13 protein-coding genes, 1 tRNA gene, 2 rRNA genes and 2 pseudogenes are annotated in these 20222 nt (G+C 62.4%); 8 read left to right on the top strand and 10 right to left on the bottom strand.

The window, feature by feature from the left end; genetic code table 11:
• Window position 1: 1 nt before the first annotated feature.
• The 6 genes from lpdA to lldP form a co-directional block, all read right to left on the bottom strand.
• Window positions 2-1729 carry a dihydrolipoyl dehydrogenase gene (lpdA, locus tag H1S04_RS11940; protein WP_181745802.1) on the bottom strand — a complete coding sequence of 576 codons (1728 nt, stop codon included), beginning with the start codon at window positions 1727-1729 and terminating at the stop codon, window positions 2-4.
• Between the two features lie 15 nt (window positions 1730-1744).
• The gene (aceF, locus tag H1S04_RS11935) at window positions 1745-3019 is read right to left on the bottom strand and encodes a dihydrolipoyllysine-residue acetyltransferase (protein WP_181745801.1); all 1275 of its coding nucleotides are present in this window, start codon (window positions 3017-3019) and stop codon (window positions 1745-1747) included.
• Between the two features lie 25 nt (window positions 3020-3044).
• Window positions 3045-5699, bottom strand: a complete 2655-nt coding sequence (aceE, locus tag H1S04_RS11930; protein ID WP_181745800.1) for a pyruvate dehydrogenase (acetyl-transferring), homodimeric type — start codon at window positions 5697-5699, stop codon at window positions 3045-3047.
• Between the two features lie 81 nt (window positions 5700-5780).
• Window positions 5781-6950: an FMN-dependent L-lactate dehydrogenase LldD gene (gene lldD / locus H1S04_RS11925; protein WP_181745799.1), complete on the bottom strand. Its 1170-nt coding sequence runs from the start codon at window positions 6948-6950 to the stop codon at window positions 5781-5783.
• On the bottom strand, window positions 6947-7714 hold the full coding sequence (gene lldR, locus H1S04_RS11920) for a transcriptional regulator LldR (protein WP_181745798.1): 768 nt from the start codon (window positions 7712-7714) through the stop codon (window positions 6947-6949). Before lldR ends, lldD begins: the two co-directional genes overlap by 4 nt.
• A 77-nt stretch (window positions 7715-7791) precedes the next feature.
• Window positions 7792-9462 carry an L-lactate permease gene (lldP, locus tag H1S04_RS11915; protein ID WP_181745797.1) on the bottom strand — a complete coding sequence of 557 codons (1671 nt, stop codon included), beginning with the start codon at window positions 9460-9462 and terminating at the stop codon, window positions 7792-7794.
• 162 nt (window positions 9463-9624) lie between these two features.
• Between lldP and H1S04_RS11910 the strand changes: the two genes are divergently transcribed.
• Window positions 9625-10071 carry a hypothetical protein gene (locus H1S04_RS11910; RefSeq protein ID WP_181745796.1) on the top strand — a complete coding sequence of 149 codons (447 nt, stop codon included), beginning with the start codon at window positions 9625-9627 and terminating at the stop codon, window positions 10069-10071.
• Between the two features lie 703 nt (window positions 10072-10774).
• Here H1S04_RS11910 and H1S04_RS18945 read toward each other — a convergent pair.
• A pseudogene (locus H1S04_RS18945) lies at window positions 10775-10930 on the bottom strand (transposase); the annotation flags it as partial.
• Window positions 10931-10945: 15 nt separating this feature from the next.
• On the opposite strand from H1S04_RS18945, the pseudogene H1S04_RS18940 reads away from it, so the two are divergent.
• From H1S04_RS18940 to H1S04_RS11865, 7 genes and pseudogenes are all read left to right on the top strand, one after another.
• Window positions 10946-12408: pseudogene (locus tag H1S04_RS18940) on the top strand (DUF2793 domain-containing protein); the annotation flags it as partial.
• Between the two features lie 25 nt (window positions 12409-12433).
• Complete coding sequence (locus tag H1S04_RS11895) at window positions 12434-12742, top strand: hypothetical protein (RefSeq protein ID WP_181745795.1); 309 nt, start codon at window positions 12434-12436, stop codon at window positions 12740-12742.
• Window positions 12743-12812: 70 nt separating this feature from the next.
• Window positions 12813-13487, top strand: coding sequence for a D-Ala-D-Ala carboxypeptidase family metallohydrolase (locus H1S04_RS11890; RefSeq protein WP_181745794.1), 675 nt, complete (start codon window positions 12813-12815; stop codon window positions 13485-13487).
• Window positions 13484-13729 carry a hypothetical protein gene (locus tag H1S04_RS11885; protein WP_370470518.1) on the top strand — a complete coding sequence of 82 codons (246 nt, stop codon included), beginning with the start codon at window positions 13484-13486 and terminating at the stop codon, window positions 13727-13729. Before H1S04_RS11890 ends, H1S04_RS11885 begins: the two co-directional genes overlap by 4 nt.
• A 493-nt stretch (window positions 13730-14222) precedes the next feature.
• On the top strand, window positions 14223-16007 hold the full coding sequence (locus H1S04_RS11875) for a DUF262 domain-containing protein (RefSeq protein WP_181745793.1): 1785 nt from the start codon (window positions 14223-14225) through the stop codon (window positions 16005-16007).
• A gap of 155 nt (window positions 16008-16162) precedes the next feature.
• Window positions 16163-16417 (top strand): addiction module antitoxin, encoded by a 255-nt coding sequence (locus H1S04_RS11870; RefSeq protein ID WP_181745792.1) that lies wholly within the window; start codon window positions 16163-16165, stop codon window positions 16415-16417.
• 4 nt (window positions 16418-16421) lie between these two features.
• Window positions 16422-16733 (top strand): type II toxin-antitoxin system RelE/ParE family toxin, encoded by a 312-nt coding sequence (locus H1S04_RS11865; RefSeq protein WP_181745791.1) that lies wholly within the window; start codon window positions 16422-16424, stop codon window positions 16731-16733.
• A gap of 137 nt (window positions 16734-16870) precedes the next feature.
• Here H1S04_RS11865 and H1S04_RS11860 read toward each other — a convergent pair.
• The 3 genes from H1S04_RS11860 to H1S04_RS11850 all read right to left on the bottom strand — a co-directional run bounded on the left by H1S04_RS11860 (window position 16871) and on the right by H1S04_RS11850 (window position 20086).
• Window positions 16871-16947, bottom strand: a tRNA-Met gene (locus H1S04_RS11860).
• A gap of 87 nt (window positions 16948-17034) precedes the next feature.
• Window positions 17035-17149: ribosomal RNA gene (gene rrf / locus H1S04_RS11855) — 5S ribosomal RNA — on the bottom strand.
• Between the two features lie 101 nt (window positions 17150-17250).
• Window positions 17251-20086, bottom strand: a 23S ribosomal RNA gene (locus H1S04_RS11850).
• Window positions 20087-20222 lie beyond the last annotated feature (136 nt).

Below are 20222 nucleotides of genomic sequence, written 5' to 3'. Positions count from 1 at the left end.
GTCAATGCCGCTTTTTCGGCGGGATCAGGTCGGTGATCGTGCCCTCGAACATCTCGGCGGCGAAGTTCACGGTTTCGCTCAGCGTCGGATGCGGGTGGATGGTGTGGCCCAGATCGACGGCATCGGCGCCCATCTCGATGGCCAGCGCCACCTCGGCGATCAGGTCGCCCGCATTGGGGCCGACGATGGCCGCGCCGATCACCCGGTCGTCGGCCTCGTCGAAGACCAGCTTGGTGATGCCCTCGGACCGCCCAAGCGACAGCGACCGGCCCGAGGCCGCCCAGGGAAAGACCCCCTTGCCGGTCTTGCGCCCCTCGGCCTTGGCCTGCGCCTCGGTCAGGCCGACCCAGGCAACTTCCGGGTCGGTATAGGCGACCGAGGGAATCACGCGGGCGTCGAAGAAACGCTTGTGGCCCGCGCAGACCTCGGCGGCGACCTTGCCCTCGTGCACGGCCTTGTGCGCCAGCATCGGCTGGCCCACCACGTCGCCGATGGCGAAGATATGGGCGACATTGGTGCGCTGCTGGTTGTCCACCGCGATAAAACCGCGATCATCCACCGCGACGCCCGCCGCCTCGGCGCCGATCAGCTTGCCGTTGGGCTTGCGGCCCACGGCGACCAGAAGGCGGTCGAAGGTGTCGGTGCTGGTCGCGCCCTTGTCGTCCTCGAAGGTGACGGTCAGGCCGTCCTCGCCCGCCGTCACCGCCGTCACCTTGGTCTTCAGCAGGATCTTTTCATACCGGCCCTCGATGCGCTTGTGCAGGGGCTTGACGATGTCCTTGTCGGCGCCGGGGATGATCTGGTCCATCAACTCGACCACCGTGACCCTGGACCCCAGGGCATCATAGACGCAGGCCATTTCCAGCCCGATGATGCCGCCGCCCAGCACCAGCAGCCGGCCCGGCACATCGGCTAGTTCCAGCGCGCCGGTCGAGTCGATCACGCGGGGGTCGTCATGCGGGATGAACGGCAGGGTGACGGGTTCCGAGCCCGCCGCGATGATGCATTGATCAAAGCTGACGGTGGATTTCGCGCCGTTATTGTCCACCTCGATCATGTTCGGGCCGGTGAAGCGGCCATAGCCATTCACCACCGTCACCTTGCGGCCCTTGGCCAGACCCGCAAGCCCGCCGGTCAGTTGCTTGATCACCGAATCCTTCCAGCCGCGCAAGCCGTCCAGATCGACCTGCGGGGCGGCGAAGGTGACGCCGTGATGCGCCATTTCCTCGGCCTCGGTGATGACCTTGGCCGCGTGCAGCAGCGCCTTGGAGGGGATGCAGCCCACGTTCAGGCAGACGCCGCCAAGGGATGGATCCTTTTCGATCAGCACGACCTTCTTGCCCAGATCGGCGGCGCGAAAGGCCGCCGTATAGCCGCCGGGTCCGGAACCCAGCACGACCACCTCGGCATGCACATCACCGCCGCCCGCAGCCGGGGCCGCAGCCGGGCCCGCAGTCGATGCCGCAGCCGGTGCGGCGGCTGCCGGGGCGGTCGCGGCCCCGGCACCTTCCAGCACCAGGATCAGCGCGCCCTCGGACACCTTGTCGCCGACCTTGACGGCGATGGACGCCACCTTGCCCGCCGCGGGGGAAGGCACCTCCATCGTCGCCTTGTCGGATTCCAACTCGATCAGCGGCTGTTCCTTGGTCACCTCGTCGCCCACCGCCACCAGCAGGCTGATGACGGGGACATCCTTGAAATCACCGATATCGGGGACTTTGACTTCCATGAACGTGCCTTCCTTTCAGAGCATGATCCGGCGCACGTCGCCGAGCAGGTATTTCAGGGTCGCGGCAAAGCGGGCGGCCAGCGCCCCGTCGATGGCGCGGTGGTCATAGCTGAGCGACATGGGCAGCATGTTGCGCGGCACGAACTGCGCGCCGTCCCAGACCGGCGCCATCCTGGACCGCGTCAGGCCAAGGATCGCCACCTCGGGCGCGTTGACGATGGGGGTGAAGGAGGTGCCCCCGATGCCGCCAAGCGACGAGATGGTGAAGGTCGCCCCCTGCATGTCCGCCGATTTCAGCTCGCCCGCGCGGGCCTTGGCGGAAAGTTCGCCCAGTTCCTTGGAAATCTGGACGATGCCCTTGCGGTCGGCATCCTTGATCACCGGCACGACCAGCCCGTTCGGCGTGTCGGCGGCAAAGCCGATATTGTAATAGCCCTTGCGGATGAGCTTGTCGCCGTCGGGATGGATCGAGGAGTTGAACTCCCAATGCGTCTTCAGCGCCGAGACGCTGGCCTTGATGACAAAGGACAGAAGCGTCACCCGGTAGCCGTCCTTTTTCGCCGCGTCGTCCAGTTCCTTGCGATACTGGTCGATCTCGGTGATGTCGGCTTCCTCGTTATGGGTGACATGGGGCACGTTCAGCCAGGAACGATGCAGCGCCGGGCCTGACAGCTTCTTGATGCGCGCCATCTCGACATTCTCGACCGGGCCGAATTTCGAGAAGTCGATGACCGGGATCGGCGGGATGCCCATGCCGCCCTGCGCCGCGCCGCCCGATGCGGCGGGGGCCGCGCCGGACTTGAAGCTGTTGACCAGATCCTCGCGCAGGATGCGGCCCTTGCGGCCGGTGCCGTTGACCTTGGACAGGTCGATGCCCAACTGGCGCGCGAATGCGCGGACCGAGGGCGAGGCATGCGCCTTGCCAAAGCCCGCATCCGTCACCGGGGCCGGGGCCGCCACTGCCGCCGGGGCGGCTGCCGGCGTCGCGGCGGGCGCCGCCGGGGTCGCTGCCGGGGCCGCTGCCGGGGCCGCCGCGGCGGGCGCATCGGCAGCGCCGTCGGCCTCGACCGTCAGGATCAGCACGCCTTCGGACACCCGGTCGCCTTCCTTGACCGAGATCGCGGCGACCTTGCCCGCGACGGGGCTGGGCACCTCCATCGTCGCCTTGTCGGATTCCAGCTCGATCAGCGGATCCTCGGCGGCGACGGTGTCGCCCACCGCGACCAGGATGCTGATCACCGGCACGTCCTTGAAATCGCCGATATCGGGAACTTTTACTTCGATAGCCATATGTCAGGTCTCCCCTCGTTCCGACTCAGACCAGCCGGGGGTTCGGCTTTTCGCCGTCGATGTTGTATTTGCTCAGCGCGGATTTCAGCGTGGCCTCGTCTATCGCCCCTTCGCGGAACAGATCGACCATGGCCGCCGCGGCGATGTGGCTGGCGTCCACCTCGAAGAACCGGCGCAGGTTTGCCCGGCTGTCCGAACGCCCATAGCCGTCCGTGCCCAGCACCGAAAAGCGGCCCGGCACAAAGGCGCGGATCTGTTCGGCATAGTTCTTCATGTAGTCGGTGGCCGCGATCACTGGCCCCTTTGCCCTGGAAAGCTGCTCAGTGACGAAAGGCACGCGCGGCTTGGCCAGCGGATTGAGGCGGTTCCAGCGCGCGGCGTCCTGGCCGTCGCGGGCCAGTTCGTTCAGGCTGGTCGCCGACCAGATGTCGGCACTGACGCCGAAATCGGCCTGAAGTATGTCCGCCGCCTTCATCGCCTGGATCAGGATGGTGCCCGACCCCAGCAGGTTGACGTGCTTCTTGCCGGGCTTCCTGACCTCTTTCAGACGATAAAGGCCGCGGATGATGCCGTCCTCGCAGCCTGCCGGCATGTCGGGATGGGCGTAGTTTTCATTCATCAGGGTGAGGTAGAAATAGACATCCTCCTGATCCTCATACATCCGCTTCAGCCCGTGCTGGACGATCACCGCCACCTCGTGCTGGAAGGTCGGGTCATAGCTGATGCAGTTCGGGATGGTCCCGGCCAGGATGTGGCTGTGGCCGTCCTCATGCTGCAAACCCTCGCCGTTCAGCGTGGTGCGCCCCGCCGTGCCGCCCAGCATGAAGCCGCGCGCCCGGCTGTCGCCCGCCGCCCAGGCAAGATCGCCGATCCGCTGGAACCCGAACATCGAGTAATAGATGAAGAACGGGATCATCGGCACGCCGTGGTTGGAATAGGCGGTCGCCGCTGCGATCCAGTCGGCCATGGCCCCGGCTTCGTTGATGCCTTCCTGCAACACCTGCCCGTCGATGGATTCGCGGTAATAGGACATCTGTTCGCGGTCCTCGGGGGTGTATTTCTGCCCCTCGGGGTTGTAGATCCCGATCGAGCGGAACAGGCCCTCCATCCCGAAGGTGCGGCTTTCGTCCGGCACGATGGGCACGACATGCTTGCCCACCTGCTTGTCGCGCAGCAGCGTGGTCAGGATGCGCACGAAGGCCATGGTGGTCGAGATCTCGCGCTCGCCCGTGGTCTCAAGCTGCGCCTTGAACGTCTCCAGCGGCGGGATCGGCAGCTTGGGCGCGGTGGCGTTGCGCTGCGGGAAGGCCCCGCCCAGGGCGCTGCGCCGGTCGGCCAGATAGGCTTTCTGCGCATTGTTCAGCGACACGAAGGGCGCCTTGGGCAGATCCTCGTCCGAGACCGGGATCTTGAAGCGGTCGCGGAAGGCGCGAAGCTGATCCTCGGCCAGTTTCTTCTGCTGGTGGGTGGTGTTCTGGCCTTCGCCCGCCGTGCCCATGCCATAGCCCTTGACCGTCTTGATCAGCAGGCAGGTCGGCACGCCCCGGGTCTCGGTGGCCTTGCGGAAGGCGGTATAGACCTTTTCGGGGTCGTGACCGCCGCGATTCAGCCTCCAGATCTGGTCGTCGGTCCAATCCTCGACCAGCGCCGCCGTTTCCGGGTATTTGCCAAAGAAATGCTTGCGGATATAGGCGCCGTCCTTGGACTTGAAGGTCTGATAGTCGCCATCGACGGTTTCGTCCATCAACTGGCGCAGACGCCCGGTGACGTCGTTTTCCAGCAACTGGTCCCAGCCCTTGCCCCAGAGCAGCTTGATGACGTTCCAGCCCGCACCCCGGAAGTCGCCTTCCAGTTCCTGCACGATCTTGCCGTTGCCGCGCACCGGGCCGTCAAGACGTTGCAGGTTGCAGTTGACGACAAAGATCAGGTTGTCCAGCTTCTCGCGCACCGCCAGGTCGATGGCGCCGCGGCTTTCCGGCTCGTCCATCTCGCCATCGCCGAGGAAGCACCAGACCTTGCGGTCGGCCATGTCGATATGGCCCCGGTGATGCATGTATTTCATGAACCGGGCCTGATAGATCGCCATCAGCGGTCCAAGTCCCATCGAGACGGTCGGGAACTGCCAGTAATCCGGCATCAGCCACGGATGCGGATAGGACGACAGGCCGTTGCCCGCCACTTCGGAACGAAAGTTGATCAGTTGGTCTTCGCTGATCCGCCCCTCCATGAAGGAACGCGCATAGATGCCGGGGATCACATGGCCCTGGAAAAATACCAGATCGCCGCCATGGATGGCCGAGCGCGCCCGCCAGAAATGGTTCAGGCCGACGTCATACATCACCGCCGAGGACGCGAAGCTGGCGATATGCCCGCCATATTCGCTGGATTCCTTGTTGCGCCGCACGACGGTCGCCATGGCGTTCCAGCGGTTGATGGTGCGGATGCGCCATTCCATCTCCAGATCGCCCGGGAACTCGTGCTGATCGTCCACGGGGATGGTGTTCTGATAGGGCGTCGTCGCCGAAAACGGCAGGGTCGCGCCAGCCGCGCGCGCCTGCTGCACCGCCCGGTCCAGCAGGTAATGCGCCCGCCCCGCCCCGTCGCGTTCGATCACGTCGGCGATGGCATCCTGCCATTCGCGCGATTCAATCGGGTCGATGTCCGATCCCAGATCACTCATTGCCTTTCCCCCCTTGATAGGCAAACCGCCCGTCATTCGCTGCGACGCGCCGCCCGCAGCGGCACCGTTCGACAGCACCGGTCATCCGGCCTCTGCGGCCAAAGCAAGCGCGTGGCCATCCATCGCCAGCGACTCGCGCGTCAGTTCGGACAGCGATTTCGCGCCGCACAGCGTCATCGCCACGCGCAGCTCTTTGGCGAACAGGTCCAGAAGGTTTTCGACCCCGGCCTGACCGTCCGTCGCAAGCGCATAGATAAAGGCCCGCCCGATCATCACCGCATCCGCGCCAAGCGCGATCATCCGCGCCACGTCAAGACCGGTCCGCACGCCGCTGTCCACCAGCACCTTCATCTGGCCCTTGACCGCATCGGCGATGGCCGGCAGCGCCCGGACCGAGGACAGCACGCCGTCAAGCTGTCGCCCGCCATGGTTGCTGACGATAATGCCGTCGGCACCGAAACTGACCGCGTCGCGGGCGTCCTGCGGGTCCAGGATGCCCTTGATGATCATCGGGCCCTTCCAGAAATCGCGGATCCATTCCAGATCGGCCCATGAGATCGAGGGATCGAAATTTTCCCCCAGCCAGCCGATATAGTCCTTCAGCCCGGTGGCCTTGCCCAGATAGCGCGAGACATTGCCCAGATCGTGCGGGCGGCCCATCAGGCCCACGTCCCAGGCCCATCGGGGATGCGTCGCGGCCTGGAACAGGCGGCGGATCTCGGCATTAGGGCCGCTCATCCCGGAATGGGCGTCGCGATAGCGCGCGCCGGGCACCGGCATGTCCACGGTAAAGACCAGATTCCTGACCCCCGCCGCCTGCGCGCGCTCCAATGCGTTTTTCATGAAACCGCGGTCGCGCAGAACGTAAAGCTGGAACCAGATCGGGCGCTGGACGGCCGGGGCGACTTCCTCGATGGGGCAGACCGACACGGTCGAAAGCGTCAGCGGGATGCCCTTTTTCTCGGCGGCGCGGGCGGCCTGAACCTCGCCCCGGCGCGCATACATGCCGGTCAGGCCGACCGGGGCCAGCACCAGCGGCAGGTCCAGCTTTTCGCCCCACAGCTCGGTGCCGATCGTCAGATCGGACATGTTGCGCAGGATCCGCTGGCGCAGCGCGACATCGGCCAGATCGGACACGTTGCGGCGCAGCGTGTGTTCGGCATAGGCGCCGCCGTCGATGTAATGGAACAGGAACGGCGGCAGGCGGCGCCGGGCGGCTTCGCGATAGTCGGTCGAGGCAGAAATGATCATGGCATATGGGTCTTTTCAGCAGACAGACGGGCCGAACGCGCCTTGCGGGCGATGTCCTCGTCTATGGATTTCAGGGAGGCATGCACGAAATTGATATGCACATAGGCGGCTTCGCGGGCGCGGTCCGGCTGGCCCGCGCAGATGGCCTCGGTCAGTTCGCCGTGCTGGGCGGACAGCGGCTCATAGACCTTGGGCAGGGTATAAAGCTTTTCCAGATTGCGCGAGATGCTGACCTGCAGCAGGTCGAACAGCGCCCGCGTGACCTGCGCCAGCACCAGATTATGCGAGGCTTCGGCGATGGCCAGGTGGAACGAGGCGTCTGCGCGCGCCTCTTCCATCGGGTCCTCGTGTCCATGCAGGGCCACCGTGTGTTCATAGCTTTCGCGCAGCCGGTCGCGGTCTTCCGGGGTGGCGCGGATGGCGGCATGCCATGCCGCGGTGCCATCCAGCGCATGACGGATCTCCAGCACGTCGAAGCGATATTCCGGGTCGCCCTTGACCAGCGTTTCAAGCGGATTGTAGATCGCCTCGCGCGACCAGACGGGCGAAAGATCGGCGACATAGGTGCCGCCGCCGACCCGGCTGACCAGCAGGCCGCGGCTTGCCAGTCGCTGGATGCCCTCGCGCAGCGACGAACGCGAGACCTGCAATTCCTCGGCCAGCTTGCGTTCGGCGGGCAGGCGGTCGCCCGCCGTCAGCCGACGCGAGACGATGAGTTCTTCGATCCTTGTTGCGATCTGGTCCGGCAGGCGAGAGGAAGGCATGTCGATGGCTCGTCATTATCGGGGCGGCAAGGCGATGGCCCGGCGACCGCTGCGGGCCGCCGGATCCGTGGTTCAGGTCACGGGATCATCCATGTCAGCCAATAGGCCTGCACGGTGGTGATGATGCCGATCATGGCGCAGAAGGCCAGGCTGTGTTTCAGCGTAAAGCGGAACAGGTCCGATTCGCGGCCCGCCAGCCCCACCGCCGCGCAGGCGATGGCGATGGATTGCGGTGAGATCATCTTGCCCGTCACGCCGCCGGTGGTGTTGGCGGCCACCAGCAGCACCTCATGCACGCCGATCTGCTTCGCGGTGGTTGCCTGAAGCGCGCCGAACAAGGCGTTGGACGAAGTGTCCGATCCGGTCAGGAACACGCCCAGCCAGCCCAGGAACGGCGAGAAAAAGGTGAACGCGCTGCCGGTATGGGACAGTGCCAGCGCCAGCGTGGACGACAGGCCCGAATAGTTCGCCACGAAGGCAAAGCCCAGCACCATGCCGATGGCATAGATCGGGATTTTCAGCTCGTTCAGCGTCTCGCCAAAGGTCTTGACCGCGTCGGCCGGGCGCATCCGCAGATAGATGACCGTGATGATCGCCGCGATGAGGATCGCCGTGCCGACGGCCGAGAACCAGTTGAACTGATAGACGGCGTCGTAGGGCGTGGGCTCTGCCACGATCGGCTGGACCTTCTCGATCAGCTTGTGCAGCAAGGGCACCTCGATCTTGATGACCCAGCTTGCCAGCGCGCCATCGGCGGCGAACAGCTTCTTGAAGGGCGCGATGCTCCAGATCGTCACCATGACGGTCAGGATCAGAAAGGGCGACCACGCCCTGGCGATCTGGCCGGCGGTATAGCTGCGATGGATGCCGGGCTCCTGGCTGCCGGCGACCCTGGCCGCCTCGTCGGCATCAAGCGCGAAGCGAAAGATATGCTTGGGCTTCCAGACCCGCAGGAACAGCGTCAAGCAGACCAGCGAGGCGATGGCCGACGTGATGTCGGGCAGTTCCGGGCCGACGAAGTTCGAGGTCAGGAATTGCGAGATGGCAAAGGAACCGCCGCCGACGATGACCGCAGGCCAGGTCTCTTTGATGCCGCGCCAGCCGTCCATGATCGCCATGACCCAGAACAGCACGATGATGGTCAGGAAGGGCAGTTGCCGACCGGCCATCTGGCCGATCTCGAACGGGTCCAGCCCGGTCACCTGCCCGGCCACGATGATCGGGATCCCCATGGCACCGAAGGCCACCGGGGCGGTATTGGCGATCAGGCACAGACCGGCGGCATAAAGCGGCTTGAAGCCCAGCCCGACCAGCAGCGCCGCCGTGATCGCGACCGGGGCGCCAAAGCCCGCCGCGCCCTCGAGAAAGGCGCCGAAGGCGAAGCCCACCAGGATCATCTGCAGACGCTGGTCCTCGGTCACTGACAGGATCGAGGAACGGATGATCTCGAACTGGCCGGTCTTGACCGAAATCTTATACAGGAACACCGCACCCACGATGATCCAGGCGATCGGCCACAGCCCGTAGAAAAAACCATAGACGGCCGAGGCAAGCGCCATGTCCACCGGCATGCCGTAAAACAGCACCGCCACCAGCAGCGCTAGGATCACCGTGATCGTTCCGGCGACATAGCCTTTCAAGCGAAAGACGGCCAGGGCCAGAAAAAAGAAGGCTATCGGGATCAGGGCCACAAGGCTGGATAGCCATATGTTTCCCGCCGGATCGTAATTCTGTGCCCAAACTTCCATGTTCGAAAGCCTCCGCTGATTATTTCGGATCGACGCCGTGCTTGCGGCCGGTGCAACCGAGGATGGTTTGTTATCAGGAAAACGCCGGGGAATCGCGCACCGCATCGGGGACGATTTCGGTCAGCGCCGCATTGTAATTCGGATGAGATGGATCAACCGGCCATGGCAAGGAAACTGGTCCTGCATACCGGGACGGCTTCAATTACAGTCGAAGTCATGCGCTCAACCTCCTCGTTGTCGCCGTTGGAAGCGCGCCAAATTGGTCTGACCAAATATCCCAGCTTCCGATTTCAGGATGGCACGGGCGAAGGATCAGTCAAGTATTTTTTACCACGTCAGGACGACAAAGCTGTTTGTGACCAAATTGGTCATACCAATGATCCCACCACCGGAGCCGCCATGCAAATCACCCGACGGGCGCATGCGGGACAGCGAGCCTGCAGGCCCCGCAGGGCAGTGTCCCATTCATGTAACGATGAAGGCAGGGCGCGGATGAACCCGTCGCATCCGGCCATCTGCGCGGCGCCGATGACATCCGCCTCCGTCGCGACCGGACGAGCCATGCGAATGTCGTTCAGCACGGTGTCGGTAAAAACCGATAAGTCCTGAAATACTGCGGAAACAAGCGCGGCGAGGCATACCGGCGGAATAACGGCGGGTGACCCATCATCATGGAACCGCTATCCTCGTGGATTCAGGACCGCAAAATCCATTCGCCAGCCACGAACCGGCACTGCCGGCACGGGCAACACGACATTGCACGTTCAGGCCGATGCGGCGAAGCGGTCGGCAATCGACAGCAGGATTTCCAGGGCCACATCCCGTGCAGGATCACGCACGTCGCGCGGCCAGACCACATGAAGCGGCAGCTTCACCCGCGCATCCCCCTCGCCCAGCTTCAAATTGTCAATCGGCCCTTTGATTGCATGGTTTGGTCAAGCCTGTTTTCAGTTCTCGCCGGGGTCATGGTCCTTTTCGAGGTCATAGCCTCATGATGATGTTCAGGCCGGACGGCTCAACATGTGCAGCGCGGTCGCGGGGCGCGTGTCCGGCATCGGGGAAATGAAAGGCACCGGCAGTTGTTGCCGGGGCCGGGTCGTCGGTTATTTTCCGGTCGCGGCCAACAGGCCGTTCACCAGATCCGCACCGGCCTTTTCGCGCACCAGATCGGCGATCAGCGCGACCTTGGCCGCGAAAGCCTCTTTCTGGGCCGGAGTCAGGTCTGGGCCGAAGTCAGGTCGATGAAGGTCACCGTGGTCATCGCGGCTTCGGCCTGGTCGTCGGCCTCGGCGGCCACCGGCGCTGAGAGACCATGGCGAGGGCAGGTCTGGACTGTAGCATCCCGGAAGGCTGCGGTGATTGCTTCCGGGACGCCCTGCACCCCATCCACGATGGCGATCAGAATGTCCTGGACGCCCCGGTTGCGCAGTTCATTCATTACCGAGAGCCAGAACTTGGCGCCCGTTGTCGGGCAAAACAGTCCAACACCTCGTCGGAACTGGCGATCCTCGCAGGCACCCAAACCTTCAACGGGAACAAGACATTATCGGGCACGCTGACGGCCTCGGGAACGGTGACGACATCCGGGGCCACTGCGACCATCGGTACGTCCACCGGGACTGCAACCTATGGCATGGGCACCGGGGCCACGACCACGGGCGTCACCAAGACCGTGAACCTCGGCACCGGCGGCGCATCCGGATCGACTACGGTCGTCAACATCGGCTCGGCCACGGCAGGTGCTGGCGGGACAACGGTGATCAACACACCGACCGTCACCTTCGCCAATGCCGTCACGCAGGTCGGCATGCCCCAGGCGAACCTGACCGCGCAGCTCTTGGGCCTCGGCGGGGCAACCGCTGACAGCTACAACCGGCTGTCGGTCAATACGCCTGCGGTCCTTCTGAACAACGCAGGGGCGGGCATTGAGGCGACCGTAAACAAGGCCGCCGCCGGGAACGACGCAGCTTTCGCCTTCAAGACCGGCTTCTCCGCCCGAGCGCTGATCGGCCTCTTGGGCAATGACGACTTCAGCTTCAAGGTGAGCCCGGATGGCTCAGCCTTCTACGACGCGATACGGATCGACCGCGCGAGCGGCCAGGTGGAACTGCCGCAGCCGACCGTTCTGCCGGGACTGGCCGCAGCGCCATCGCCTCCACCGGCAGGCAAGGCCTCCGTCTATGCCCGGAACCGCGCAGGGGCACCGTGGTCGATGTGATGCGGCCTTCGGGCCGGGATTTCCCTCTGCAGCCGCACTTCGGCGTCAACCGGATCGCGAACTGGGCGCCCTCGACCGGCACGACGATCACCGGCGAAGGCCTGCCGATCACCTCGGTCGGCACGGTCTCGCACCCGACCCTCGCCGCCACGAACCTGGCCGCCAGCATGCGCCGCTGGCGACTGACCTCGGCGGCTGTGGCGGAATCTGTCGCCGACCAGCGTTCCGCAGGCTGGGCCTGCTGGCGCGGCAATGCGGCGGGCCTCGGTGGCTGGACCTTCGTCACGCGGATTTCGCTGACAACGCTGCAGGCGACCGGGATGGCGTTCTTCGGCCTCTACGGATCGACGGCGGCGATGGCCACCACCCTCACGCTGGCAGCAGCCATTAACTGCATCGGCATCGGCTTCCAGCGCGGCACCCACACCCGTTGGCAGCTGGTCGCGAACGACGGCACCGGCGCACCGACCCTGACAGACATGGGGGCGTCCTTCGCTATCGCCACTGGTGGCGTGCTGACGCTCTTCATCGCCGCCCCGCCCAACGGCAACTCCGTCTGGGTGCGCGTCGTCGACGAGGTTTCCGGCGCGGTCTTCGAGCAGGAAATCACCGCCGACCTGCCTGCGAACACGCAATTCCTGTCCCCACGGCTGTTCATGAACACCGGGGCGACCGCCGCAGCCGTCGCCTACGACTGCGCCGGGGTCTACCTCGAAACCGATTTCTGAACAGCATGACCGCGAAAGGACCATCATGAACGACCAGACTACCCTGACCAGCGAGGTCGCGCGGGCCTTTCGGGACCATGGGATCACCGCCGCGCTGACAGCCCTCATCGGCGGCACCATCGCCCTGTTCGCGGCGATCACGCGCAAGGCCTTCACCAACGAGGCCCTGCTGGACCGGCTTGACCGCGAACTGGTTTCCGAACGGGACCGGATCGACCGCCAACGCAGCGAGGACCGCAAAGCCGATGGCGACCGTCTCGACCGGATCGAGACCGACATCCGCTCGATGCGGGACATGCTCTTCGACGCTTTCCAGCGTGGCCGATCCGACTGATCGACTGAAGATCACACAACCAAGATCACATCCCCCGCCCCAGAGGCGGGTTTTTCATTTGGAGGATCCCATGCCCACCCTGACCTACCCCCACTGGCGCAACGTTCCCGCCAACACCTGGCGCTGGCCGAACTTCTCGGCTGCCGAGATTGCCTGCCGCGGCACCGGCGCGATCAAGATCAACACCGAAGCCATGGACAAGCTGCAGGCCCTGCGCGACCGGTTGGGCAAGCCGCTGATCGTCCGCTCTGCCTATCGCAGCCCCGAACACAACCGCGCCGTCGGCGGGGCCCCTGCCTCGAAACACATGCAGGGCACCGCCTTCGACATCGCCATGGCGAACCACGATCCCGCAGCTTTCGAGGCAGCAGCGCGGGCGGTTGGCTTCCTGGGGTTCGGGTATTATCCCCGCTCCGGCTTCATGCACATCGACCTTGGGCCCGCTCGTTCGTGGGGCGATCCGTTCCCGGCGCGGCCGGTGCCTTTTGCACCTGAACTGCCACTGGCGCGCGAAGTGCTGTCGGAAAGCCGCACGCTCCGTGGCGGCGGGGCGGCCGGTGCCGCCACGGTCGGCGCTGCTGGGGTCGAGGTACTGCAGGACGTTCTCGCCGAGACCCAGTCCACCATCCAGCCGCTGGTGCCATATCTCGACACGCTGCGCTGGGTCCTGATCGCCATCGCCCTGATCGGCATCGCCGTCACGATCCATGCGCGGATTGATGACTGGAAGCGGGGCCAGCGGTGATCGGCTGGCTCCTCAACCAAGGCCCGGCGCGCAAGGCGCTGGGCCTGATCCTCACCGCAGCAGCGATCCTGCTGTTTCTGTTCAACCTGCGCCGAACCGGTGAACGCGCGGGGCGCGCCGCCGAAAGGCTTGATGTCAGAGAGAGAAACGATGCCATCCACCGACAGATGCTCGACGCAGCCGCTCGCCGCCCTCATGATCGTGACGCTCTGGCTGACCGGCTGCGCGATGGCCGGTTCTGACACCCGCGCACCCTGCCCGCCCGTGGTCGACTACAGAGCCGCCGATCAAGCCCGCGCAGCTGACGAGGTGGAGGCTTTACCGGAAGGCGCGGTCATCGTCCGGATGCTGAGCGACTACGCCGTGCTGCGCGACCAGGCGCGGGCGTGCGGGTGAAATCCGGGCCGGGCGAAGCCCCCCCGAGGCAAGCGCCAGACGCCTCGACCGCAGCGCATTGCCCGACCCGGTTCATAGATTCACGTTGTCAACGAGCGGCAGGGATTCGTCGCAGGTCGCTGTTGGCAGGTGCGGCCATGCCTGTCCCGCATGGCGATGGGCACAATTGTGCACTTAGATGAAATGCGATGTCGTCAGACAGCTTGTCGACGGCTATTTCACCTTGGCCTCTGGCTGAGCACTTTTCGGGAGTGACATGCGATCGCTGCAAATCTGGTCTGGAAGAATTCCGCAGATTTTGCGACGACTTAACTGTGTCAACGGGAAGGAAAAGCGCAGATGGCCGTTCAGAAGATCCAGAGTGAAGACTGCTCGGTCGCCAGCCTCTTCCAGTCCTTCTATGCTGTCCCCGATTATCAGCGCGAGTATGTCTGGGATACGGACCAGGTCGAACAGCTTCTGAAGGACGTCCGCGAAGAGATGGGCGACGGCCCCGCGCAAGATGCCCCAGAGTACTTCATCGGCAGCATCGTCGTCTGCCCTGGCCGCGATGGCGTGCTTGACCTGATCGACGGCCAACAGCGGATGACAACTCTTTACATCACGCTCTGCGCGATCCGGGATCGGTTCGCTGAGCTGGGAGCGCAGCCCTCCTCAGTGCTGAATTCCCAGATCGCCGATGCTGCGGTTGACGTTTCCGGCGAGGAGCGTCGACGCTATCGGCTCGACCTGCAGTATGAAGACAGTGGCGATGCGTTGACTCGCCTCGCTGATGGGAAGCGCATCGAAACGCCCTCCACCCAGTCGATGCGAAACATGCAAAACGCCCATCATGTCGTCACCCGGTTTCTCGAGTCCGAATTCGGTCAGGATGCCGCAGCCGTCCGCAAACTCTACGGGTACCTGACGAACAAGGTGAAGCTGATCCGCATCGAGACCGAAGACGTCGCGAAAGCCCTGAAGATATTCGAAACGATCAACGATCGTGGCGTTGGACTGAACTCCATGGACCTTCTGAAGAACCTGCTATTCATGAAGACGCCCAAGGGACAGTTCGACCGCCTGAAGGATACGTGGAAGGAGCTGCAGGACACGATCTTTCGCATGGGCGAGAAACCCCTGCGATTTCTCCGCTACTTCATCTTCAGCAGGTACGACGTGGATCTCCTGCGTGAGGACGAGATCTATGGCTGGTTCACGAAAAACGATGCGCTCGTCGGGTATGGACGCGATCCAATCGGTTTTGCCAAAGAACTCGTGTCTGCCGCACGGGCCTATGAGCGGTTTCGCGAGGGTAAGAATGAAAAGGGTGAGCGCAACCGCTATCTCGACAACATCCGGCTACTGGGCGGCCAAGCAGCGCGTCAGCACCTGATACTGCTTCTTGCGGGGCGCCATCTTGGTCCGGCGCTGTTCGATCGTCTGGCCGCCGAAGTGGAGAACCTGTTCTTCTGCTATGTCATCACGCGTGAACCGACGCGGGATTTCGAGCGCAACTTTGCAAAGTGGGCAACGGAGCTGCGGTCCATCAAGTCGGACGAGGAGCTTGATGCGTTCATCGTCGCACGCTTCGACAAGGCGAAGGCAGACCTGGCGAATCGTTTCGATGACTCCATGGGGCGTCTCGCTCTGCGTAGCTTGCAGCTGTATCGGTTCCAGTACGTGCTGGCCAAGCTTACCCAGCAGGTGGATCTCCTCGCATATGGTGAGACCGAAGGTACGAGGTGGCTTGGGAACTATGTCAGCGGCGGGTACGAGGTCGAGCATATCTTCCCGCAAACACCGAATGCAGAGGCCGCCGCGGAGTTCGGTCCCGTCAGCGATCCGGAGGTCGTGCAAAGGCTGGGTAACCTCGTCCTTGTCGAAAAATCCATAAACACCTCGCTCGGGAACCGCCCGTACAGCGAAAAGAGGCCGGTGTATCAGCAGTCCAAGCTGCTGTTGACACGGGCGCTGAGCGAACGGCCAAAGGTCGGTGCGAACACTCGCATTGACCGGGCGGTCACCTCGATCGAGCCGTACTCCACTTGGAATGAAGGGGCCGTTCATCAGCGTCAGCGTTCACTTGTTACGCTCGCTCGCGCTGTCTGGGGCCTTCCGGAACAGGCTGCTTCAACCGGTTGAGAGCCGCAGCGCGGCGATTTTGAAAGCGTAGCCGATCTCACTTGCGGAGAATAGAAATGCCAATCTCCGCACCCGACGCGGAGGTTGGCCATATGGTACGCCTTGCCTGCGTGTTCAATTTTGCTTATCTTGAATACTACCAGACGGAGGCCACCATGTCCCAGACCACGACGATGACGGTCCGCATCAGCGGCGCGCTGAGCGAGTTTGTGGCCTCCAACGTGGGCGAGAACGGGTCCTACGAGAACATCAGCGAGTACGTGCGGGACCTGATCCGGCGCGACAAGGAGCGGGCGGAACGGGAGGCGTTTGATCGTCTGAAGGCTGAGCTGACGCGTGCCTTTGCATCGCCGGAGGAAAGCTATCGCTCGTTGACCGCCGCCGAGGTGATCGCCCGGAACCGGGGCTGACGACGTGGCCGTCCGAGTCCAGGAGGCCGCGTCGCTGAGGCTTGACGAGATCTACCGTTACACCCGCGACCGCTGGGGCCCTGAGCAGGCGGATCGGTACATCACCGAGCTTTTCGCGGCGTTCGATCAGATCGAAAGCCATGGCGTCGCGTCACGCCGCATCCCGGCCGAGTTCGGGGTCGAAGGCTTCTACTTCCGCCATGCGCATCATTTCGTGTACTGGCGGCGTCTGTCGAACGGGGACGTCGGCATCGTGACGATTCTTCACGAGCGGATGCATCAGATGGACCGGTTTCGGGATGATCTTCCGAAGTGAGGCATGCCTCCGCGGACGATTATCCGAACCGTTGATGGGGGACTCGATAAACGTTGACCAGGCGTTGACAAGAATTTGGAATGACGAAAGCCGAGCGTTATGCTCGGCCTTTAAGTATTTGACATGTAACAAGATTCTGGTTGCGGGGGCAGGATTTGAACCTGCGGCCTTCAGGTTATGAGCCTGACGAGCTACCGGGCTGCTCTACCCCGCGCCATTCTGCGCGATCTGTTGCGCGGCTGCGCCGATTGTTGGGTTGGCGCGATGATCTGGATCGTTCGAGAGCTGCGTTTCTTATCAGATCTGGCGGTGACCTACTCTCCCACGTCTTGAGACGCAGTACCATTGGCGCAACGGCGCTTAACGGCCGAGTTCGGGATGGGATCGGGTGTTTCGCTCGTGCTATGTCCACCAGATCAGATAAGAAACGCTCAGCGTTGCGGACCTTGCGGTCCGTAAGTTGTCCAAGGATGCTTTTGGAAGCGGGGATCTGTGTCAGATCTGGCCACTTCCGGATCAAATCAAGCCTGTCGAGCCATTAGTACCGGTCAACTGAACGCATTGCTGCGCTTACATCTCCGGCCTATCGACGTGGTGGTCTTCCACGGCTCTCAAGGGATACCTGGTTTTGAGGGGGGCTTCACGCTTAGATGCCTTCAGCGTTTATCCTGTCCGTTCATAGCTACCCAGCACTGCCGTTGGCACGACAACTGGTCCACCAGTGGAACGTTCACCCCGGTCCTCTCGTACTAGGGGCAACTCCTCTCAAGTATCCTACACCCACGGCAGATAGGGACCGAACTGTCTCACGACGTTCTAAACCCAGCTCACGTACCTCTTTAAACGGCGAACAGCCGTACCCTTGGGACCTGCTCCAGCCCCAGGATGAGATGAGCCGACATCGAGGTGCCAAACGATGCCGTCGATATGGACTCTTGGGCATCATCAGCCTGTTATCCCCAGCGTACCTTTTATCCGTTGAGCGATGGCCCTTCCACTCGGGACCACCGGATCACTATGGCCGTCTTTCGACTCTGCTCGACTTGTCAGTCTCGCAGTCAGGCTGGCTTCTGCCATTGCACTCAACGAGCGATTTCCGACCGCTCTGAGCCAACCTTCGCGCGCCTCCGTTACTCTTTAGGAGGCGACCGCCCCAGTCAAACTACCCACCACGCAGGGTCCCGGACCCGGATAACGGGCCGCGGTTAGACATCAAGAGTGCGAAGGGCGGTATCTCAAGGATGGCTCCACGGGAACTGGCGTCCCCGTTTCAAAGCCTACCGCCTATCCTGCACATCACAATCCTGATGCCAGTGCGAAGCTATAGTAAAGGTGCATGGGGTCTTTCCGTCTAACCGCGGGAAGTCTGCATCTTCACAGACAATTCAATTTCGCTGAGTCCACATTTGAGACAGCGGGGAAGTCGTTACGCCATTCGTGCAGGTCGGAACTTACCCGACAAGGAATTTCGCTACCTTAGGACCGTTATAGTTACGGCCGCCGTTTACCGGGGCTTCAATTCAATGCTTGCACATCTCCTTTTAACCTTCCGGCACCGGGCAGGCGTCAGACCCTATACGTCGTCTTGCGACTTCGCAGAGCCCTGTGTTTTTAGTAAACAGTCGCCACCCCCTGGTTTGTGCCCCCCGCCAACAGTTGCCTGCCAACGGGGCCTCCTTCTCGCGAACTTACGGAGGTATTTTGCCGAGTTCCTTAAATGTGGTTCTCTCAAGCGCCTTGGTATTCTCTACCAGTCCACCTGTGTCGGTTTAGGGTACGGTCTCATGGAGGGCTGTTTCCAGGAACCGCTCAGCAGCAAGGTCAATCCGATAAGACCTCACTACACCTGCGATCCGTCACCATCTCCTGGCCCAGGAATATTAACCTGGTTCCCATCGACTACGCCTTTCGGCCTCGCCTTAGGGGCCGGCTTACCCTGCTCAGATTAGCTTTAAGCAGGAACCCTTGGACTTTCGGCGACAGGGTCTCTCACCCTGTTTGTCGCTACTCATGTCAACATTCTCACTTCTGATCACTCCACCGGATGCCTTACGGCCCGGCTTCACAGTCAGAACAATGCCTCCGTTGATCCCGAAGGAACAAAAGAGGCAGCGTTCTCTATCACAGAACGCTCCGCTACCGCGTGCACAGATGTGCACACCCAAAGCTTCGGCTCGTGGCTTGAGCCCCGTTACATCTTCGCCGCAAGACCTCTTGATTAGACCAGTGAGCTGTTACGCTATCTTTAAAGGATGGCTGCTTCTAAGCCAACCTCCTGGTTGTTTTGGAAGTCTCACATGCTTTCCCACTTAGCCACGAATTGGGGGCCTTAGCTGTTGGTCAGGGTTGTTTCCCTCTCCACGACGGACGTTAGCACCCGCCGTGTGTCTCCCGGATAGTCCTTCCTGGTATTCGGAGTTTGCTTAGACTCAGTAAGGCTGTGGGCCCCCATCATCCATGCAGTGCTCTACCCCCAGGAGGATACGTCCGAGGCGCTACCTAAATAGCTTTCGCGGAGAACCAGCTATCTCCGAGTTTGATTGGCCTTTCACCCCTAGCCACACGTCATCCCGACCTTTTTCAACAGGTGTGGGTTCGGACCTCCAGTTGGTGTTACCCAACCTTCATCCTGCACATGGCTAGATCACTCGGTTTCGGGTCTGATCCATCTGACTGAAGTCGCGCATTTAACACTCGCTTTCGCTGCGCCTACACCTAACGGCTTAAGCTTGCCAGATAGACCAAGTCGTTGACCCATTATACAAAAGGTACGCCGTCACCGCTCAAGGCGGCTCCGACTGCTTGTAGGCGTCCGGTTTCAGAAACTGTTTCACTCCCCTCGTCGGGGTGCTTTTCACCTTTCCCTCACGGTACTGGTTCGCTATCGGTCAGCAAGGAGTACTTAGCCTTCGAGGGTGGTCCCCCGATCTTCAGACAGGATTTCACGTGTCCCGCCCTACTTAATACGTCCAATCGAACTTCCCATACGGGGCTGTCACCCGCTCTGGCTGTGCTTTCCAGCACATTCCGGTCATTCTCATGGCTCGGCTGGTCCCCGTTCGCTCGCCGCTACTGGGGGAGTATCTGTTGATTTCCTTTCCTCCGGGTACTTAGATGTTTCAGTTCCCCGGGTTCGCTTCTAAAACCCTATGTATTCAGGTTGAAGATACCTGGTTCAGCCCGTTATTGATTACCCGAAGATAACAATAACAAACTGTCAGGTGGGTTGCCCCATTCGGAGATCCATGGATCAAAGCTTATTCTCAGCTCCCCATGGCTTAACGCAGAGTATCACGTCCTTCATCGCCTCTTGCTGCCTAGGCATCCACCAAACGCCCTTATCGCGCTTGATTTGATCCGGAAGAAGACAGACCGCAGTCCGTCACCGCGCCCCTTTGTAAAACGCGGCGTCGCTTCCGATCAAAAGCATGTACTTTCCCGCTCCTTCCATCCGGAAGAAGCTGTGTTCCTTACATGAAGAAACACTTG

Origin of the sequence: Paracoccus sp. S1E-3 (assembly GCF_013868135.1) — a bacterium.
In the GTDB taxonomy this organism is placed as follows: Bacteria; Pseudomonadota; Alphaproteobacteria; order Rhodobacterales; family Rhodobacteraceae; genus Paracoccus.
This window is presented reverse-complemented; position numbering and strand designations above follow the sequence as displayed.

Coding starts and splice junctions, on each gene's coding strand:
- lpdA (WP_181745802.1), bottom strand. CDS start 1,729: ATGGAAGTCAAAGTCCCCGATATCGGTGATTTCAAGGATGTCCCCGTC.
- aceF (WP_181745801.1), bottom strand. CDS start 3,019: ATGGCTATCGAAGTAAAAGTTCCCGATATCGGCGATTTCAAGGACGTG.
- aceE (WP_181745800.1), bottom strand. CDS start 5,699: ATGAGTGATCTGGGATCGGACATCGACCCGATTGAATCGCGCGAATGG.
- lldD (WP_181745799.1), bottom strand. CDS start 6,950: ATGATCATTTCTGCCTCGACCGACTATCGCGAAGCCGCCCGGCGCCGC.
- lldR (WP_181745798.1), bottom strand. CDS start 7,714: ATGCCTTCCTCTCGCCTGCCGGACCAGATCGCAACAAGGATCGAAGAA.
- lldP (WP_181745797.1), bottom strand. CDS start 9,462: ATGGAAGTTTGGGCACAGAATTACGATCCGGCGGGAAACATATGGCTA.
- H1S04_RS11910 (WP_181745796.1), top strand. CDS start 9,625: ATGGCAAGGAAACTGGTCCTGCATACCGGGACGGCTTCAATTACAGTC.
- H1S04_RS11895 (WP_181745795.1), top strand. CDS start 12,434: ATGAACGACCAGACTACCCTGACCAGCGAGGTCGCGCGGGCCTTTCGG.
- H1S04_RS11890 (WP_181745794.1), top strand. CDS start 12,813: ATGCCCACCCTGACCTACCCCCACTGGCGCAACGTTCCCGCCAACACC.
- H1S04_RS11875 (WP_181745793.1), top strand. CDS start 14,223: ATGGCCGTTCAGAAGATCCAGAGTGAAGACTGCTCGGTCGCCAGCCTC.
- H1S04_RS11870 (WP_181745792.1), top strand. CDS start 16,163: ATGTCCCAGACCACGACGATGACGGTCCGCATCAGCGGCGCGCTGAGC.